The organism is Streptomyces sp. 7N604, assembly GCF_052245475.1.
Taxonomy (GTDB): domain Bacteria; phylum Actinomycetota; class Actinomycetes; order Streptomycetales; family Streptomycetaceae; genus Streptomyces.
Window position 1 is genome coordinate 1 of sequence record NZ_JBQQBX010000047.1, and the last position, 14,709, is coordinate 14,709.

At 72.9% G+C, this 14,709-nt stretch carries 14 protein-coding genes; 10 read left to right on the forward strand and 4 right to left on the reverse strand.

Features of this window, described 5'->3' with window-relative positions; translation table 11 throughout:
* The first annotated feature begins 363 nt into the window (after window positions 1–363).
* The 7 genes from ACTWP8_RS34635 to ACTWP8_RS34665 all read left to right on the forward strand — a co-directional run bounded on the left by ACTWP8_RS34635 (window position 364) and on the right by ACTWP8_RS34665 (window position 8,254).
* Entirely contained in the window at window positions 364–777 is a 414-nt protein-coding gene (locus ACTWP8_RS34635; protein ID WP_443326054.1) for a DUF3151 domain-containing protein, read from the forward strand.
* A 219-nt stretch (window positions 778–996) separates the two neighbouring features.
* Window positions 997–1,947: a tryptophan 2,3-dioxygenase family protein gene (locus tag ACTWP8_RS34640; protein WP_443326055.1), complete on the forward strand. Its 951-nt coding sequence runs from the start codon at window positions 997–999 to the stop codon at window positions 1,945–1,947.
* Entirely contained in the window at window positions 1,940–3,313 is a 1,374-nt protein-coding gene (kynU, locus tag ACTWP8_RS34645) for a kynureninase (RefSeq protein ID WP_443326056.1), read from the forward strand. The genes ACTWP8_RS34640 and kynU overlap by 8 nt, the downstream gene beginning before the upstream one ends.
* Window positions 3,314–3,724: 411 nt before the next feature.
* Window positions 3,725–4,762, forward strand: coding sequence for an alpha/beta hydrolase (locus ACTWP8_RS34650; RefSeq protein WP_443326057.1), 1,038 nt, complete (start codon window positions 3,725–3,727; stop codon window positions 4,760–4,762).
* 154 nt (window positions 4,763–4,916) lie between these two features.
* Window positions 4,917–6,248, forward strand: a complete 1,332-nt coding sequence (locus ACTWP8_RS34655) for a sensor histidine kinase (protein WP_443326058.1) — start codon at window positions 4,917–4,919, stop codon at window positions 6,246–6,248.
* Complete coding sequence (locus ACTWP8_RS34660) at window positions 6,245–6,913, forward strand: response regulator (RefSeq protein WP_443318261.1); 669 nt, start codon at window positions 6,245–6,247, stop codon at window positions 6,911–6,913. The genes ACTWP8_RS34655 and ACTWP8_RS34660 overlap by 4 nt, the downstream gene beginning before the upstream one ends.
* A gap of 96 nt (window positions 6,914–7,009) precedes the next feature.
* Window positions 7,010–8,254, forward strand: coding sequence for a cytochrome P450 (locus tag ACTWP8_RS34665; RefSeq protein ID WP_443326059.1), 1,245 nt, complete (start codon window positions 7,010–7,012; stop codon window positions 8,252–8,254).
* Window positions 8,255–8,869: 615 nt separating this feature from the next.
* Here ACTWP8_RS34665 and ACTWP8_RS34670 read toward each other — a convergent pair.
* Window positions 8,870–9,820 carry a diacylglycerol kinase gene (locus tag ACTWP8_RS34670; RefSeq protein ID WP_443326060.1) on the reverse strand — a complete coding sequence of 317 codons (951 nt, stop codon included), beginning with the start codon at window positions 9,818–9,820 and terminating at the stop codon, window positions 8,870–8,872.
* A gap of 165 nt (window positions 9,821–9,985) precedes the next feature.
* On the opposite strand from ACTWP8_RS34670, the gene ACTWP8_RS34675 reads away from it, so the two are divergent.
* On the forward strand, window positions 9,986–11,269 hold the full coding sequence (locus ACTWP8_RS34675) for an adenylosuccinate synthase (RefSeq protein ID WP_443326061.1): 1,284 nt from the start codon (window positions 9,986–9,988) through the stop codon (window positions 11,267–11,269).
* A 126-nt stretch (window positions 11,270–11,395) separates the two neighbouring features.
* The gene (locus ACTWP8_RS34680; protein WP_443326062.1) at window positions 11,396–12,256 is read left to right on the forward strand and encodes an arylamine N-acetyltransferase family protein; all 861 of its coding nucleotides are present in this window, start codon (window positions 11,396–11,398) and stop codon (window positions 12,254–12,256) included.
* A gap of 153 nt (window positions 12,257–12,409) precedes the next feature.
* Here the strand turns inward: ACTWP8_RS34680 and ACTWP8_RS34685 are convergent, their stop codons facing one another.
* Complete coding sequence (locus ACTWP8_RS34685; RefSeq protein ID WP_443326063.1) at window positions 12,410–13,036, reverse strand: TetR/AcrR family transcriptional regulator; 627 nt, start codon at window positions 13,034–13,036, stop codon at window positions 12,410–12,412.
* A gap of 90 nt (window positions 13,037–13,126) precedes the next feature.
* Between ACTWP8_RS34685 and ACTWP8_RS34690 the strand changes: the two genes are divergently transcribed.
* Window positions 13,127–13,540, forward strand: coding sequence for an ester cyclase (locus ACTWP8_RS34690; protein ID WP_443326064.1), 414 nt, complete (start codon window positions 13,127–13,129; stop codon window positions 13,538–13,540).
* Between the two features lie 38 nt (window positions 13,541–13,578).
* On the opposite strand, the gene ACTWP8_RS34695 is transcribed toward ACTWP8_RS34690, so the two are convergent.
* Together ACTWP8_RS34695 and ACTWP8_RS34700 are read right to left on the reverse strand one after the other, a co-directional pair.
* Complete coding sequence (locus ACTWP8_RS34695) at window positions 13,579–14,064, reverse strand: MarR family winged helix-turn-helix transcriptional regulator (protein WP_443326065.1); 486 nt, start codon at window positions 14,062–14,064, stop codon at window positions 13,579–13,581.
* An 11-nt stretch (window positions 14,065–14,075) separates the two neighbouring features.
* Entirely contained in the window at window positions 14,076–14,708 is a 633-nt protein-coding gene (locus ACTWP8_RS34700; protein WP_443326066.1) for a DJ-1/PfpI family protein, read from the reverse strand.
* Window position 14,709 lies beyond the last annotated feature (1 nt).

The window sequence follows — 14,709 nt, forward strand, 5'->3', positions numbered from 1 at the left end:
GTTTCGCGTTCGCGGCGCGCTGATCCGACTGCCCGCTCTTGAAAGGGGCGGGCGGGTGGGGATTGTCGGGCGCGGGGCGCCCGGGGCCCGTGGCCGCAGCAGGGGCCCCGGGCACCTGGCCGAGCGAAGCCGCCGGGTGGTGGCCTCGATCCGCGTAGCCGAGTGGAGAGGACGGCGCGGTGGGCGCGGCAGGGCGGTATCTGCTCGACCGGCCGCCGTCGGAGGCCGGGCGTCATCGCCGGGCCTGTGCGGAGGGCCTGCGCGGTTGGTGGTCGGCAGGGTGGCGTCCGCTCGAGCGCACGCCGTCGCGGCTGGGCACGCGGGAGCGGCATCCGGGTCGGTCGGTCCGGCAAACTTGGGGGCATGGCCATTCACGAAAACCTCCTCGGGGGCCCGCCCCCGACCCACCTCCCCGACGACCCCGAGCCGCGCGACCTGCTCGCCTCGGGCGCGGCGCCGGCCGACGTGGCGGCGAAGTACCCGGCCTCCTCTCTGGCCTGGGCGCAGCTCGCCGACGACGCGTTCGAGGCCGGTCGGGTCGTCGAGTCGTACGCGTACGCCCGTACCGGCTACCACCGCGGGCTGGACGCGCTGCGCCGCAGCGGCTGGAAGGGACACGGCCCGGTCCCGTGGGAGCACGAGCCGAACCGCGGCTTCCTGCGGGCGCTGCACGCCCTCGCGCGCGCCGCACAGGTCATCGGTGAGCAGGAGGAGTACGAGCGCTGCACCACCTTCCTGCGCGACTCGTCCCCGACGGCCGCCGACACTCTCTCCTGATCACGCGGCCGGGCGCGCGGGTACCCGCGGTGGTACCCGGGCGGCCGGCCCAAGGGCCCGCCTGCGGTAATCGCCCAGGCGGGCCCTTGCCGTACCGCGCGGGTGCCACGGATGATGCCCTCGTCGATGCGGCGAATCCGGATCGACGAGGGGACCGGGGCTCCGATGCCGAGAGGAAGGAGCGGACCGCTACCCGGTAGCTCGTACGAGGAGACAGCGATGTCGCAACAGCCCGACGCGCGCAAAACCGGCCCGGAAGCGAGTCCCGTAACGGGTACGGAAGCCGGCCCCGGAGCCGACCCTGAAACCGGCCCCGCAACCGGTGCCGAAGCCGGACCGGAGACCGGGCCCGCGGCCAGTCCGGACACCCCGAATCTGGACTTCGCGGGCACGACCCCCTACGAGGACTACGTCCAGGCGGACGTCCTCACCCACCTCCAGCACCCGCTCTCCGACGACCCCGGCGAGATGGTCTTCCTGGTCACCACCCAGGTCATGGAGCTGTGGTTCACCGTGATCGTCCACGAGTGGCGGACCGCGGCCGAGGCGCTGCGCCAGGACGACATGCCGGTCGCGATGGCCGCACTCCGGCGCTCCACTTACGAGCTGGAGTCGCTCAACGCCTCCTGGAAGCCCCTCGCTCACCTCACCCCCGCGCAGTTCAACTCCTACCGCAGCGCCCTCGGCGAGGGCTCCGGCTTCCAGTCCGCGATGTACCGCCGGATGGAGTTTCTGCTCGGCGAGAAGTCCGCGTCGATGCTCGTCCCGCACCGGGGCGCACCGCGCGTCCACGCCGAGCTGGAGAAGGCGCTCACCGAGCCGAGCCTCTACGACGAGGTGCTGTGGCTGCTCGACCGCCGCGGGTACGGCATCCCGGACGCAGTCCTGGAACGCGACCCGGGCCACCGCCACGAGCCCGACCCGGCCGTCGAGCGCGCCTGGCAGGAGATCTACTCCGGGCCGCAGGACGCCGAGCTGGTCCAGCTCGGCGAGGCGCTGACCGAGGTCGCCGAGCTGGTGTGGCGCTGGCGCAACGACCACCTCGTCGCGACGCGGCGGGCCATGGGCGCCAAGGCCGGGACCGGCGGCTCGGCGGGGGTGGCCTGGCTGGAGAAGCGGGCGCAGAAGTACGTCTTTCCCGAGCTGTGGACGGCGCGCAGCCATGTCTGATTCCCACTCCGAGCCCCACGCCGAGACCTCTTCCGGACCCCGCTTCGAGGCTCGCTCCGAGGCCTGCTCTGAGCCCCGCTCCGGGCCTCGCGCGGAGTCCCTTGCGGCCGAGGCCGCGCGGCGCGACGCCGCGGACGAACTCGCCACGGTGCGCGATCGCTTCGCGCTCGACGACGGCGTCACGTATCTGGACGGCAACTCGCTGGGCGCACTGCCCCGCGCCGTGCCGGCGCGGATGGCCGACGTCATCGAGCGCGAGTGGGGCCGCCTGCGCATCCGCTCCTGGGAGGAGAGCGGCTGGTGGACCGCACCCGAGCGGATCGGCGACCGGATCGCCCCGCTCATCGGGGCCGCGGCCGGGCAGGTGGTCGTCGGGGACTCGACGAGCGTCAACGTCTTCAAGGCCGTTGTCGCGGCCGTCCGGATGGCGGGTGACGGACGCGCGGAGGGGCGCGTGGAGGGGCGCGCAGAGGGGCCCGCAGATGGGCGCGTCGCGGGGCGCGCCGAGAAGCGCGACGAGGTGCTGGTCGACGCCTCGACCTTTCCCACCGACGGCTACATCGCCGAGTCCGCCGCCCGGCTCACCGGCTGCCGCATCCGGGCCGTCGAGCCCGGCGACGTGCCGGACGCGGTCGGGCCGCGCACCGCCGTCGCGCTCGTCAACCACGTCGACTACCGCACCGGGCGGCTCCACGACCTGCCCGGCACGACGGCGGCCGTGCACGAGGCCGGGGCGCTGGTGGTGTGGGACCTGTGCCACAGCGCGGGCGCGCTGCCGGTCGGACTCGACGCGCACGAGGCCGACTTCGCGGTCGGCTGCACGTACAAGTACCTCAACGGAGGGCCTGGCGCACCGGCGTATCTCTACGTGCGCAGAGGCCTGCAGCCGCGCTTCGACTCCCCGCTCCCCGGCTGGAACTCGCACGCCGACCCCTTCGGCATGGCGCCCTCCTACACCCCGGCGGACGGCGCCGTCCGCGGCCGCGTCGGCACGCCCGACATCCTGTCGATGCTCGCTCTCGAGGCGGCGCTCGAGGTCTGGGACGGCGTCCCGATCGAGGCGGTGCGGGACAAGAGCCTGGCGCTGACGGACTTCTTCCTGAGGTGCGTGGGGCGGTACGTGCCGCTCGGCCGGGTCGAGTCCATTACGCCGGCGGCGCACGCGGAGCGCGGCAGCCAGGTCGCTCTGCGCTGTGCGGGGGCGGGCGAGGTGATGCGCGAGCTGATCGCCCGCGGCGTCGTGGGCGACTTCCGCCACCCGGACGTCCTGCGCTTCGGCTTCACCCCGCTCTATACGACCTTCGCGGACGCGGAGCGGGCGGCACGGGTGCTGGCGGACGTCCTCGCCGAGGACGGGGGTGCGTGACCCTTGCCGGTACCGGACGCACCGGGTCTCCCCGCCCACCCGCCCCGCAAAGGGTGGGTGGGCGCGGACGGCCGCGCCGAAGCCGGTCCCGGCGCCGGGGCCGCCGGGGCGGCCGCGCCGGACCTGCGGCCCGCCGGTCCTGGCGCATCGGACGCGGGCGTAGCGGAGCCGATGGGCGCAGCTGCTGAATCTGCCGGTCAGCAACCGCCGGATTCTGGGCAAGATCGCCCAGCAGAAGGCTCCGCCCGAACCGCCAGAAGCGCCCGAACCGCCAGAAGCTCCCGAACCGGGCTGACCGCCCCGAGCGGCTGGACCGCCCGGACCGGAAAGGGCGGCCACGCCGCCCAGACCGGCCACGCCGACCACAGCGCGGCAGCCGCAGGTGGCCAACAAGGTCCGGATGACGCGGAGATGGCGGCTGTGATGTCGCTCCCGCCCGTGCCCGCGGACGCCACCGTGGCGTACGGCGAACACCCCGACCAGCTCGTCGACTTCTACGCGCCGCGCGTCGGTGAAGGACCTGCCCCGCTCGTCGTCGTGCTCCACGGCGGCGCCTGGCGCGCCCCGTACGACCGGCAGCACATCTCGCCCTTCGCCGCCCACCTGGCGGCGCACGGCTTCGCCGTCGCCTCGGTGGAATACCGCCGCGGCCCGGCGGACGAGGCATCGGACGCCCACCAAGAGATGCACCAGGCGGCCGAGTCGGCGCCCTTGCCGGGGGGCGGCCGCGCCTCCTCTGCAGACTCGCTGCGGAGCAGCGGCGCCGGGGCTCCCCCTAACGTCGCGGCCGTTCGGCGAGCGGACCAGACCGCTCTGTCCGCCGGCCGGTGGCCCGAGACGCTGGACGACGTGGCAGTCGTCATCGACCGAATCCCGGAGTTCATCCACGCCTTGACCACCACCGAGGCCGCCGAAGCCGCCCAAGTCTCCCGGCATGCCCGCCCGGACCAGGCGCGGGCGGGTTGGGGCCGCGTCGATACCGCGTGCGTTGTGCTCGTCGGGCATTCCGCCGGTGGGCACTTGGCGTTGTGGGCCGCCGCGCGGCATCGGCAGCCCGTCGGGTCCCCCTGGCATCGGACATCGCCTCCCCCCGTCCGCGGCGTCGTCGCCCTCGCCCCCCTCGCGGACTTCGCGTCCGCCCGGGCGCTCGGTGCGTGCTCCGACGCCGTCGTGCAGTTCCTCGGCGGGCCGGGGGAGTACGCGGCGCGGCAGCCGTACGCCGACCCCGCCGCTCTGCTGCCCACCGGCATCGCCACCACCATCGTGCAGGGCGCCACTGACAACGACGTCCCGCCGCAGGTCGCGCGTGCTTTCGCCGGTGCGGCGGAGCGGGCGGGTGAGCCGGTGCGGCTCGTGGTCCTCGACGGGGCCGGGCACTTTCCGCTCATCGATCCGGCGCGGCCCGAAGCCCGTACCGTCACCGAGGAGATCGGGCGGCTCGCCCGCTGAGCCGCCCAAACACGTCCGCTGAGCTCGCCCGAACCCGCCCGCCGAGCTCGCCCGAACTCGCCCGACGTTCTCCGAGGTCATCCCTGAGAAGGACACCGAAAAGTCGGCTGCACCGGTGACGACGTGGGCCCGCCCCATGCGTAGCGTTCTTCACGTGAACGAGACGACGACACCCACGTGGACCGAGTCCCGCATAGCCCGCGCCGCCTGGCAGGCCCTGCGCGAGGATCTGCTGCAGTCACCGTGGGCCTTCCGGCCTCTGCCCCCGCTGCGCGCCGACCGCTTCGCGCGCCGCCCCCGGCTCCAGCGGCTGGGCGCGCGCTGGCTGCCGCACGGCGCCGTTGTCGCCTTCGCCCTGTTGCTCGTGCTGGCCGAGGTCTCGATGTGGAGCACCGGCGGGATCTTCGATGAGTTCATCGCCCTGATCGTGGCCCTGGCCCACGCGGTTCCCCTCCTCATGGCGCTCTTCCGGCCCGTGGGCGCCTGGTGGCTGTCGCTCGCCGCCACGGCCTTCGGCTTCGCCTCCTGGGACTGGTCGGGCCCCGCCGCCCTCGCGCACCTCGGCGTGATGGTCCTGGTCGCGCTGCGGTCGAGGCCCCGCGTGACGCTCGAGATGTGGTTGATCTCGCTGGTGGTTCTCGGCGGAGTCCAGACGCTCTTCAGCTCGTACTTCAGCCACGACGTCGTCGCGCTGTCGGTCTTCGCCGCCTTCACGCTCGCGATCGCCGTCGCCCTGCGCGGCTGGTGGCTCGCGCGCGGCCAGGTCGCCGAGCAGGAGACGCTGGTCGCCGACGTGCGTGGCCAGCACACCCTCCTTGAGGAGCGCGCCCGTATCGCCCGTGAGCTGCACGATGTCGTCGCACACCACATGTCGGTGATCGCGATCCAGGCGGAGGCGGCCCCGTACCGGGTGGCCGACCCGCCCGAGGAGCTGGCCAAGAGCTTCTCCACCATCCGCGCGAGCGCGGTCGAGGCGCTGGCCGAACTGCGCCGCGTCCTCGGTGTCCTGCGCTTCGAGACCCCGGAGCCCGACGGCATCCCCGACGCCCCGCAGCCCGACCTGTCCCGCCTCGACGAACTCGTGGACGGCGTACGGGCCGTGGGCCTGGACGTCCAGATCGCGCGGACCGGCGCCGAGCGGCCCCTGCCCCAGGGCGTGGAGCTCTCGGCCTACCGGATCATTCAGGAGGCGCTCAGCAACGCCCTGCGCCACGCGCCCGGTTCGCAGGTCCGTGTCGAGGTCTCCTACGTCCTCACCGGCCTCGGCGTGCGGATCGTGAACACCGCGCCCACCGCCGTCGTCAAGCCCTCCCCCGGCATGGGCCACGGCGTGATGGGCATGCGCGAGCGGGCGTCGATGCTCGGCGGCGAGCTGTCCGCCGGGCCCACGGCCGAGGGCGGCTACGAGGTCGCGGCCTTCCTCCCGGTCGACCAGCCCGCCGACCGCCCGACCGATCGACCTGCCGCCCACGAGGAGTCCGCATGACGATCCGCGTGCTGATCGCGGACGACCAGCTGATGGTCCGCGAGGGTTTCTCCGTACTGCTGGGCGCCCAGCCGGACATCGAGGTGGTCGGCGAGGCCCTGGACGGCCGCGAGGCGGTCGCCCAGGTCGCGGAACTGCGCCCGGACGTCGTCCTGATGGACATCCGGATGCCCGGCATGAACGGCCTCGAGGCCACACGCAAGATCGCCGCCGACCGGGAGGAAGGCGAAGGCGCCCGAGTCCTCATCCTCACCACCTTCGACCTCGACGAGTACGTCTACGAGGCCCTGCGCGCCGGTGCGTCGGGCTTCCTCCTCAAGGACGCCTCCGCCCGCCAGCTCGCCGACGCCGTGCGCATCGTGGCGGCGGGCGAGGCGCTGCTCGCGCCGACGGTCACCAAGCGGCTGCTGTCCGAGTTCACCCGGCTCGGCGCACCCCGCGCCCCGCGCATGGACCGGATCGAGGCGCTGACCGAGCGCGAGACGGAGGTGCTGGCCCTGATCGCGCAGGGCCTGTCGAACGGCGAGATCGCCGCCCGTCTCGTCGTGAGCGAGGCGACCGTGAAGACCCATGTGAGCCGCGTCCTCGTGAAGCTGGGCCTGCGGGACCGCACTCAGGCGGCGGTGTTCGCGTACGAGATCGGGCTCGTGACCCCGGGCGGATGACGGAGGGCGCCGGGCCGCATGGGGCCGGGGGGTCGCGGGGGGCTCGCGGGGGTTCGCGGGGAGTCCGCCCGGAGCCCTCGGCGGTAGCGTCTCCGCATGAATCCAGCGGTTTCGTGGTTCGATCCGTGGTCCCCCGCTTTCGTCGCGGACCCCTACCCCGCGTACGCGCAGCTCCGGGCGGCCGGGCGCGCGCACTGGTTCGAGCGCACCGGCCAGTGGCTGATCCCGCACCACGCCGACGTCAGCGCGCTGCTGCGCGACCGCCGCCTCGGCCGCACGTATCTGCACCGCTTCACGCACGAGGAGTTCGGGCGCACCCCGCCGCCGCCCGAGCACGAGCCGTTCCATGTCCTCAACGCATACGGCCTGCTGGAGCTCGAGCCGCCCGACCACACCCGTATCCGCCGCCTGATCTCGAAGGCCTTCACGGCGCGCACGGTGCAGCGGCTGACGCCGACGGTGGAGCGGCTGGCGGGGGAGCTGGTCGAGGACCTGTGCGAGGCGGGCGGCGGGGACCTGATCGCGCGGCTGGCGGAGCCGCTGCCGGTCGCGGTGATCGCCGAGATGCTCGGGGTGCCGCGCGAGGACCGGCGGCTGCTGCGGCCCTGGTCGGCGGACATCGTCGCGATGTTCGAGATGAATCCGGGCGAGGAGACGGCCCGCAGGGCGGTCCAGGCCTCCGTCGAATTCTCCGCCTACCTCCGTGAGTTGATCGCCGAACGCCGCACGTCGCCGGGCGAGGACCTGGTCAGCGCGCTGATCGCGGCGTACGACGCGGGAGAGCGGCTCAGCGAGCAGGAGATGATCTCCACCTGTGTGCTGCTGCTGAACGCCGGCCACGAGGCGACGGTCAACACCACGGCCAACAGCTGGCTGACGCTCTTCCGCCACCCCGAGCAACTGTCCTGGCTCCGCGCCGCCCCGGCGGCGCTGCTCCCCCGCGCCATCGAGGAGCTGATGCGGTACGACACCCCGCTGCAGATGTTCGAGCGCTGGGTGCTGGACGACATCGAGGTCGGTGCAGCTGGGTCCGGTTCGCGCGCCTCCGGCACGACGATCCCGCGCGGCTCGGAGGTGGCGCTGCTCTTCGGCTCCGCGAACCGCGACCCAGCCCGCTTCACGGACCCCGACCGCCTGGACCTCACCCGCGCGGACAACCCGCACATCACCTTCGGCGGCGGCATCCATTACTGCCTGGGCGCGCCGCTCGCCCGGATCGAGCTCGCGGCCTCCTTCGGGGCGCTGCTCCGACGGGCCCCCGGCCTGCGGCTCGCGGCGGAGCCGCGGTGGAAGCCGGGGTATGTGATCCGGGGGCTGGAGGAGGTGGTCGTCGAGGTCTGACCCCGAAGAGCCGGCTCGTCGGGGTCACGCCCGCGGCCGTCAGCAGCGTGGTGAGCACCAGCAGCCACCCGTAGGGCGCCGCCGTGAACTCGCCGCCCGGCAGCTTCGGCAGGTGCCCGAAGGGCGAGATGTTCATGACGGGCCGCGGCAGATTCAGCGCGGGCCGATCCACCCGACCGCCAGGCAGGTCCCGACCGCCGCCCAGGCCGCCACCGCCGCCTTCGGAAAGGCGCCGAAGAGAGTGCCGCCACCGCACCCAGCGCCCACACCCCGGGCTCGCCACGGCGGCCGCTCCACGCCGCAGTAGCCGTACGGCGCCGCGCGGTTCGCGGCCCCGCGGCCGGGCCGCGCGCCGTATGCGATGCCTGCGGCTGGTCGCGCCACCCGCGCAGTAGCCGTACGGCGCCGCGCGGTTCGTGATCCCGCGGCCGACCCGCGCGCCGTACGCGATGCCCGCGGCCGGGCCGCGCGCCGTTCGCGACAACTGCGGCCGGGTGGCGCCACCCCGGCCCGGCTCCGCGGCGCTTCGCGCCGGTCTTCCCACCCACTCGCCCTCCTCAGGGCGGGCAGGTTGGCGGGCGGGCCCGTCGGTGGCGCCGCTTTCCGGCGGGGAGGTCAGTCGCGGGGGAGCGTCAGGCGCCAGGCGGCCGGTTGGAGGGTCCAGGTGCGCGTGCGGACCGGGCCGCCGACCCGGGTGTCCGCGCGGTAGCGGAAGTCCGGCCCCGACACCGTGACCGCGCGGGCCCGCGCCGTACGGGGAGCGCCACCTCCGCCCTCCGCGCTGGGCTGTACGACGACCCGGGCGAGCCCGTCGTCGTCCGAGTGCGTCCCAGCGGTCGTCACCGACACCGCCTCGACCGGCTGGTCGAGGTCGGCCAGCAGCACCCCGTCCGCCTCGACGCGCAGCCGGTGCCCTCCGCGCTCACCCCTGCCCGGCCCCTGGCCCGGCCCCTGCTCCTGGCCCCGGCTCTGGCTCGGCAGTGCGCCGGCCACGGACGGCGAAGAGCCCGGACCCGTCGCCGTCAGGGACCGCACCAGCGTGCGGCAGGTCCGCAGCCCCGGCTCCCACCACCGCCCGCGCCCGCCGGTCCCCCCTCCGCCCCCGCCCCGCGCGGCCGGAACCGCCGGAATGCGCAGCCCCCCGAGCACGATCCCGTCGCTGTCGTCCACCAGCAGGTCCAGCTGCCGGTCCACCCCGTCCAGCACCGCACGGGCCGCCTCCACCGGCCCGGTCGGCACCCCCAGGGCCCGTGCGAGCGCCACCTCCGTGGCCGACTCGCCCACCGGGACCAGCGCCAGCGCCGAAGCGCTCAGCGCCCGCTCCCGGTGCAGCAGCGCGACGATCCGCAGCAGCGCCGCGTCATCGCCCACCACCACAGGGCGACGGCTGCCCCGGCGGGACAGCGCCCGCGCCATCTCCTCCGGATCCTCCGGCAGGCAGACTTTCGCGGTCGCGCCCGCGCACAGCACATCCTTCGCAATCCGCACGGCCTCGCCGTCGATACGACGGGCGGTCGGGTCGATGACCACGAGCAGCTGGTGCTCGGTGGGTGCTGGAGCCGACACCTCGGTCCTTCCTCAGGTAATCTCTCGGTGCAAGAGCCCCTGTCGCTGTTGCGTCAGGGGCTTCGTCTATCCGGGGCACCGCTTCGACGGCTCCCGGGCGGCCGCGTCATTGCGGCGAGCCGTCCGGCACGTTGGACATGCCCCGCCCGGAAGGGGTGTACGCCTGTGCCCGCACTTGTGCTGCTCGGTGCTCAGTGGGGTGATGAGGGCAAGGGAAAGGCCACCGATCTGCTCGGCGGCTCCGTGGACTACGTGGTGCGCTACCAGGGCGGCAACAATGCCGGCCACACGGTGGTCGTGGGCGACCAGAAGTATGCCCTGCACCTGCTCCCTTCCGGAATCCTTTCGCCGGGGTGCACCCCGGTCATCGGCAACGGCGTGGTCGTCGACCCCGCGGTCCTGCTCTCCGAGCTGAGCGGGCTGAACGAGCGCGGCGTCGACACGTCCAAGCTCCTGGTCAGCGGGAACGCCCACCTGATCACGCCGTATCACACCACCATCGACAAGGTGACGGAACGCTTCCTCGGGAAGCGCAGGATCGGCACCACGGGTCGCGGCATCGGCCCGACCTACGCCGACAAGATCAACCGCGTCGGCATCCGCGTCCAGGACCTGTACGACGAGTCGATCCTGGCCCAGAAGGTCGACGCGGCCCTCGACTTCAAGAACCAGATCCTCGCGAAGCTCTACAACCGCCGCGCCATCGAGGCGGGGAAGATCGTCGAGGAACTGCTGGGCTACGCCGAGCAGATCAAGCCGTACGTCGCCGACACCACGCTCGTCCTCAACAACGCGCTCGACGAGGGCAAGGTCGTCCTCTTCGAAGGCGGCCAGGGCACGCTGCTCGACGTCGACCACGGCACGTACCCCTTCGTGACCTCCTCCAACCCGACGGCGGGCGGCGCCTGCACGGGCGCCGGAGTCGGCCCGACCAAGATCAACCGGGTCATCGGGATCCTCAAGGCCTACACCACCCGCGTCGGCGCAGGCCCCTTCCCGACGGAGCTGTTCGACGAGGACGGCGAAGCACTGCGCCGCATCGGCGGGGAGCGCGGTGTCACGACGGGCCGGGACCGCCGCTGCGGCTGGTTCGACGCGGTGATCGCCCGCTACGCGACCCGCGTCAACGGCCTCACCGACTTCTTCCTGACCAAGCTCGACGTGCTCACGGGCTGGGAGCAGATCCCGGTCTGCGTGGCGTACGAGATCGAGGGCAAGCGGGTCGAGGAGCTGCCGTACAGCCAGACCGACTTCCACCACGCGAAGCCGGTCTACGAGATGCTGCCCGGCTGGTCCGAGGACATCACCAAGGCCAAGACCTTCAGCGACCTGCCGAAGAACGCCCAGGGCTACGTCAAGGCGCTGGAGGAGCTGTCCGGCGCCCCGATCTCGGCGATCGGCGTCGGCCCCGGCCGCAACGAGACCATCGAGATCAACTCGTTCCTCTAGGGCGGGTCAGGGGAAGAAGCCGACAAAGCCGACGAGGTTCGCGCCAGTGCCCCGGCCGTGTGCCCGTCCGTGCCGGGGCGCGTTGCGTTTGACATCAATCAAAGTCGAGGTTCTAGCGTCGTAGGCATGGAACACTCCGACGCCGGCTTCGGCTGGGACGGCGAGGTGCTCGACCTGGACGCCTACCTCGCCCGCATCGCCTTCGACGGGGACCTCGCCCCGACGGTCGAGACCCTGCGCGCCCTGCACTTCGCGCACGTCTCGACCATCCCCTTCGAGAACCTGGAGATCGTGCTCGGGCGGCCGATCCCGCTCGACGTCGCCACCCTCCAGGACAAGATGGTCCGCAAGCCGCGCGGCGGCTACTGCTACGAGCACACCAAGCTCTTCGCGGCAGCGCTGGAGCGGCTCGGCTTCGGCGTCACCGGGCTCGCCTCGCGCGTCAGCATGGCCACGGGCAAGCTCCGGCCCGCGACACACGCGCTGCTCCAGGTCGAGACCGCCGAGACCGCGGACACGGGGCGGCTGTGGCTGTCCGACGTCGGCTTCGGCGGAAGCCCGCTCTGCCCGATCGAACTCCTCGACGGCGCCGAGGCCTCGCGCGGCGGCTGGCACTACCGCCTCGAGCGGCAGAACCCCGCGCCCGGGCTGGTGCAGTGGGTGCTGCACACGCTGCACGAGGACGGCTGGTTCGATCTGCACGGCTTCACCCTCGACCCGCGCTACGCGGTGGACTACGAGGTGATCAACCACTACGTCTCCACGCACCCCGACTCCCCCTTCGTCGGCCGCGCGATCGCCCTGCGGATGCGCCCGGACGTCCGCTACGAGCTGGACGGGACGGTGCTGAGGACCGTGCGCCCCGACGGCTCGGGCGAGGCGCAGCACCTCGGACCGGACGAGGTCCCCAAGACGCTGGAGGAGGTCTTCGGGGTCGTGCTGGAGGCGGAGGACACGGCGCGGCTCGTCGCCATGCTGCGCCCCTGAGCGCCCTGGCCGACGTTCCGCCGGCGTTTTCCCGCCCGGCGCATACCTCGTATCGGGGCCGGTCAGAGCCGCGCGTCCGGGGCTGTGCGACATCAGCCTCGACGGACTGCGGCCCCGCTAGCGTCTGTCGGTCAATTGATCACGAGTGGCGGATCATGGTGGTGCGATACGCGCCTCTTGTTCGAAGGCCGGTAGCAACGCCCGGGCCACCGTGTCGACGGGCGGCAGGAATCGCGTGGCGGCGGTGCCGAGCAGGTAGCGGTGCAGGGCCCGCTGGTGGGCGGCGCCGATCAGCAGGAGGGCGCCCGCGGTCGGGTCCAGTGTGTCCCGTACCTGCCCGGCCGATCGTTCGGCGCTGAGAAGGTCGGCGACCGGCTGGAGCGCCAGGTGCGGACCCACCTCGCCGTCGCGTTCTGCGAGCAGTTCACGCAGCCGGCTGTCGGACTGCAGGGCGCCCAGGATCGGCATGATGCGCAGATAGAACCGTTCCAGGCCGGTCACCACCGCCGCCAGGTCGGCCGTCAGGTCCCCGCTGGGCGTACGGCGTCCCAACACCACGGTGGCGTCGGAGAACACCGGCAGGTGCAGGCTGATGACGGCCTGCAGCAAGCCCAGCCGGTCGCCGAAGTGGTAGAAGATGCTCGACTCCGCCACGCCCGCTCGACGCGCGATCTCCTTGGTGGACAGGGCCAAGCCCGCCTCGCCCAGCACCTCTTCGGTCGCCTTCAGTACCGCCTCCCGCACTCCGGTGGAGGGCCGTCCCCGCCGTGTGTCCGCCATGTGTTCGTCCCGCCTTATTGAGTAATCGCTCAGGAATAGGTTAACTTACTGATGGATCACTCAATAATTTGGATCAGAGGGGGAGACCTGATGAGTACCCAGTCCCGGAAGGACGCCGTACGACGGCTCTACAAGGCACTCGAAGCCGGCGACCTCGATGTGGCCGACGAGCTGTTCACCCCGGACTTCGTCACCAGCGAAGGCGCGCACCAGAACGTCAGCGGACCGCAGGGCTTCAAGGACGCTGTTCGCCAGGTGCACGCCGCGTACACCGGCCCGACCTTCGAGATCCTGGACATGGTGGCCGAGGACGGCCAGGTCATGGTGCGCTGGCGCATGCGGGCCATCCACTCCGGCGACCTGATGGGCGTGGCGGCCACCGGTCGGCAGGTGAGTATGGAGGCTTTCGCCTTGTTCCGCTTCAAGGGCGACCGCATCAGCGAACGGCACGCCGTCATAGACCGGCTCGGTCTGCTCCAGCAACTGCAGGCCGAGGCCGACTAGCCGGCCGCCCGGGACCGGCCGCCCGGGAGGGCCGGGACTCAGGGTTCTCCGACGGCGTCCAGCGCCCGGGACAGCCGCTCCAGAACCCGTACGGACTCCGCGAACCCGGCCGGTCCCAGCTCCTCCGCCAGCCGCCTGGCGAGCTGCGCGTGGGCCGGGCCGATGCGCTGTACGGCGGAGTAGCCCTCCTCGGTCGGGCGGAGCAGCTTGGCGCGGCGGTGGGCCGGATTCGGTACGTACTCGGCGAGGCCCTTGCCGACCAGGAGGTCGGCGATGCGCTGCACGCTCTGCCGGGTGATGCCCATGGCGCGGGCGATGCCGGACACCGGGAGCGGCTCGCGCAGCACGGCGCCGAGCACCTGCCACCAGGCGGCGGTCAGCCCGGCCGGCCGGGCCAGGCGCTCGGCGACCGACAGGAACTGGCCGTTGAGCCGGAACACGCCGAGCGCCGCGCCGGACAGCATCTCCTGCTCGGTCATCTCCCGCCGGGCGCCGTCGTGTTCGGCCGCGTCCCGCTCGGTCATGGGCTGGTCCTTCACGCCGCGGCGCTCATCAGGACGGGGAAGGCGGCGGCGTCCGAGTGTCCGTACAGCCGGAACCAGGCGTCGAGAATGTGCGGTTCCATCACGTCCAGCTCCGCGAGGATCTCCCGGGCGAAGGCCACGGGCTCGGTCGGCCCCGCGGTGATCAGCCCGCGGTCGTTCACCGCGTCGGCGTCGCGGTAGCGCTCGGCCCCCTTGTAGCCGGGCTGCGGGACGAGGTACTCGGGGACGGCGCTGGTGTGGTCGCGGTCGTCGAACAGGCCCTCGCGGGCCAGACCCGCGGTGGCTCCGCAGATCGCGGCGACCGGCACTCCGGCGTCCAGGAACTCCCGCGCCTTGCGGGCGAAGGGCGCGAGGTCGTCGCCGATGAGCCAGAGCTGGGCGCCGGTCAGGATCAGCATCGCGCTGTCCTCGGGCCGCAGGTCGTCGAGGGCGAGATCGGGCTGGATGCGCACGCCGCCGAGTGTGGTGACGGGCTTACCGCCGTCCGCCGAGACCGTGGCGACGGGGATGGGCGCCTTGGGGGCGCGGTGGTACGTCGTGTCGTTGATGTGGGCGGTCGCGTAACCGAACTCCCAGTCGGCGAGGGTGTCGTAGACGGCCACGTGCACGGTCCTGCGGTTCATG

Excerpts from the sequence above, each read along its gene's own strand:
- ACTWP8_RS34650 (WP_443326057.1), top strand. The coding sequence starts at position 3,725 with ATGGCGGCTGTGATGTCGCTCCCGCCCGTGCCCGCGGACGCCACCGTG.
- ACTWP8_RS34660 (WP_443318261.1), top strand. The coding sequence starts at position 6,245 with ATGACGATCCGCGTGCTGATCGCGGACGACCAGCTGATGGTCCGCGAG.
- ACTWP8_RS34685 (WP_443326063.1), bottom strand. The coding sequence starts at position 13,036 with ATGGCGGACACACGGCGGGGACGGCCCTCCACCGGAGTGCGGGAGGCG.
- ACTWP8_RS34690 (WP_443326064.1), top strand. The coding sequence starts at position 13,127 with ATGAGTACCCAGTCCCGGAAGGACGCCGTACGACGGCTCTACAAGGCA.
- ACTWP8_RS34640 (WP_443326055.1), top strand. The coding sequence starts at position 997 with ATGTCGCAACAGCCCGACGCGCGCAAAACCGGCCCGGAAGCGAGTCCC.
- ACTWP8_RS34635 (WP_443326054.1), top strand. The coding sequence starts at position 364 with ATGGCCATTCACGAAAACCTCCTCGGGGGCCCGCCCCCGACCCACCTC.
- ACTWP8_RS34665 (WP_443326059.1), top strand. The coding sequence starts at position 7,010 with ATGAATCCAGCGGTTTCGTGGTTCGATCCGTGGTCCCCCGCTTTCGTC.
- ACTWP8_RS34680 (WP_443326062.1), top strand. The coding sequence starts at position 11,396 with ATGGAACACTCCGACGCCGGCTTCGGCTGGGACGGCGAGGTGCTCGAC.
- ACTWP8_RS34695 (WP_443326065.1), bottom strand. The coding sequence starts at position 14,064 with ATGACCGAGCGGGACGCGGCCGAACACGACGGCGCCCGGCGGGAGATG.
- ACTWP8_RS34700 (WP_443326066.1), bottom strand. The coding sequence starts at position 14,708 with ATGAACCGCAGGACCGTGCACGTGGCCGTCTACGACACCCTCGCCGAC.
- kynU (WP_443326056.1), top strand. The coding sequence starts at position 1,940 with ATGTCTGATTCCCACTCCGAGCCCCACGCCGAGACCTCTTCCGGACCC.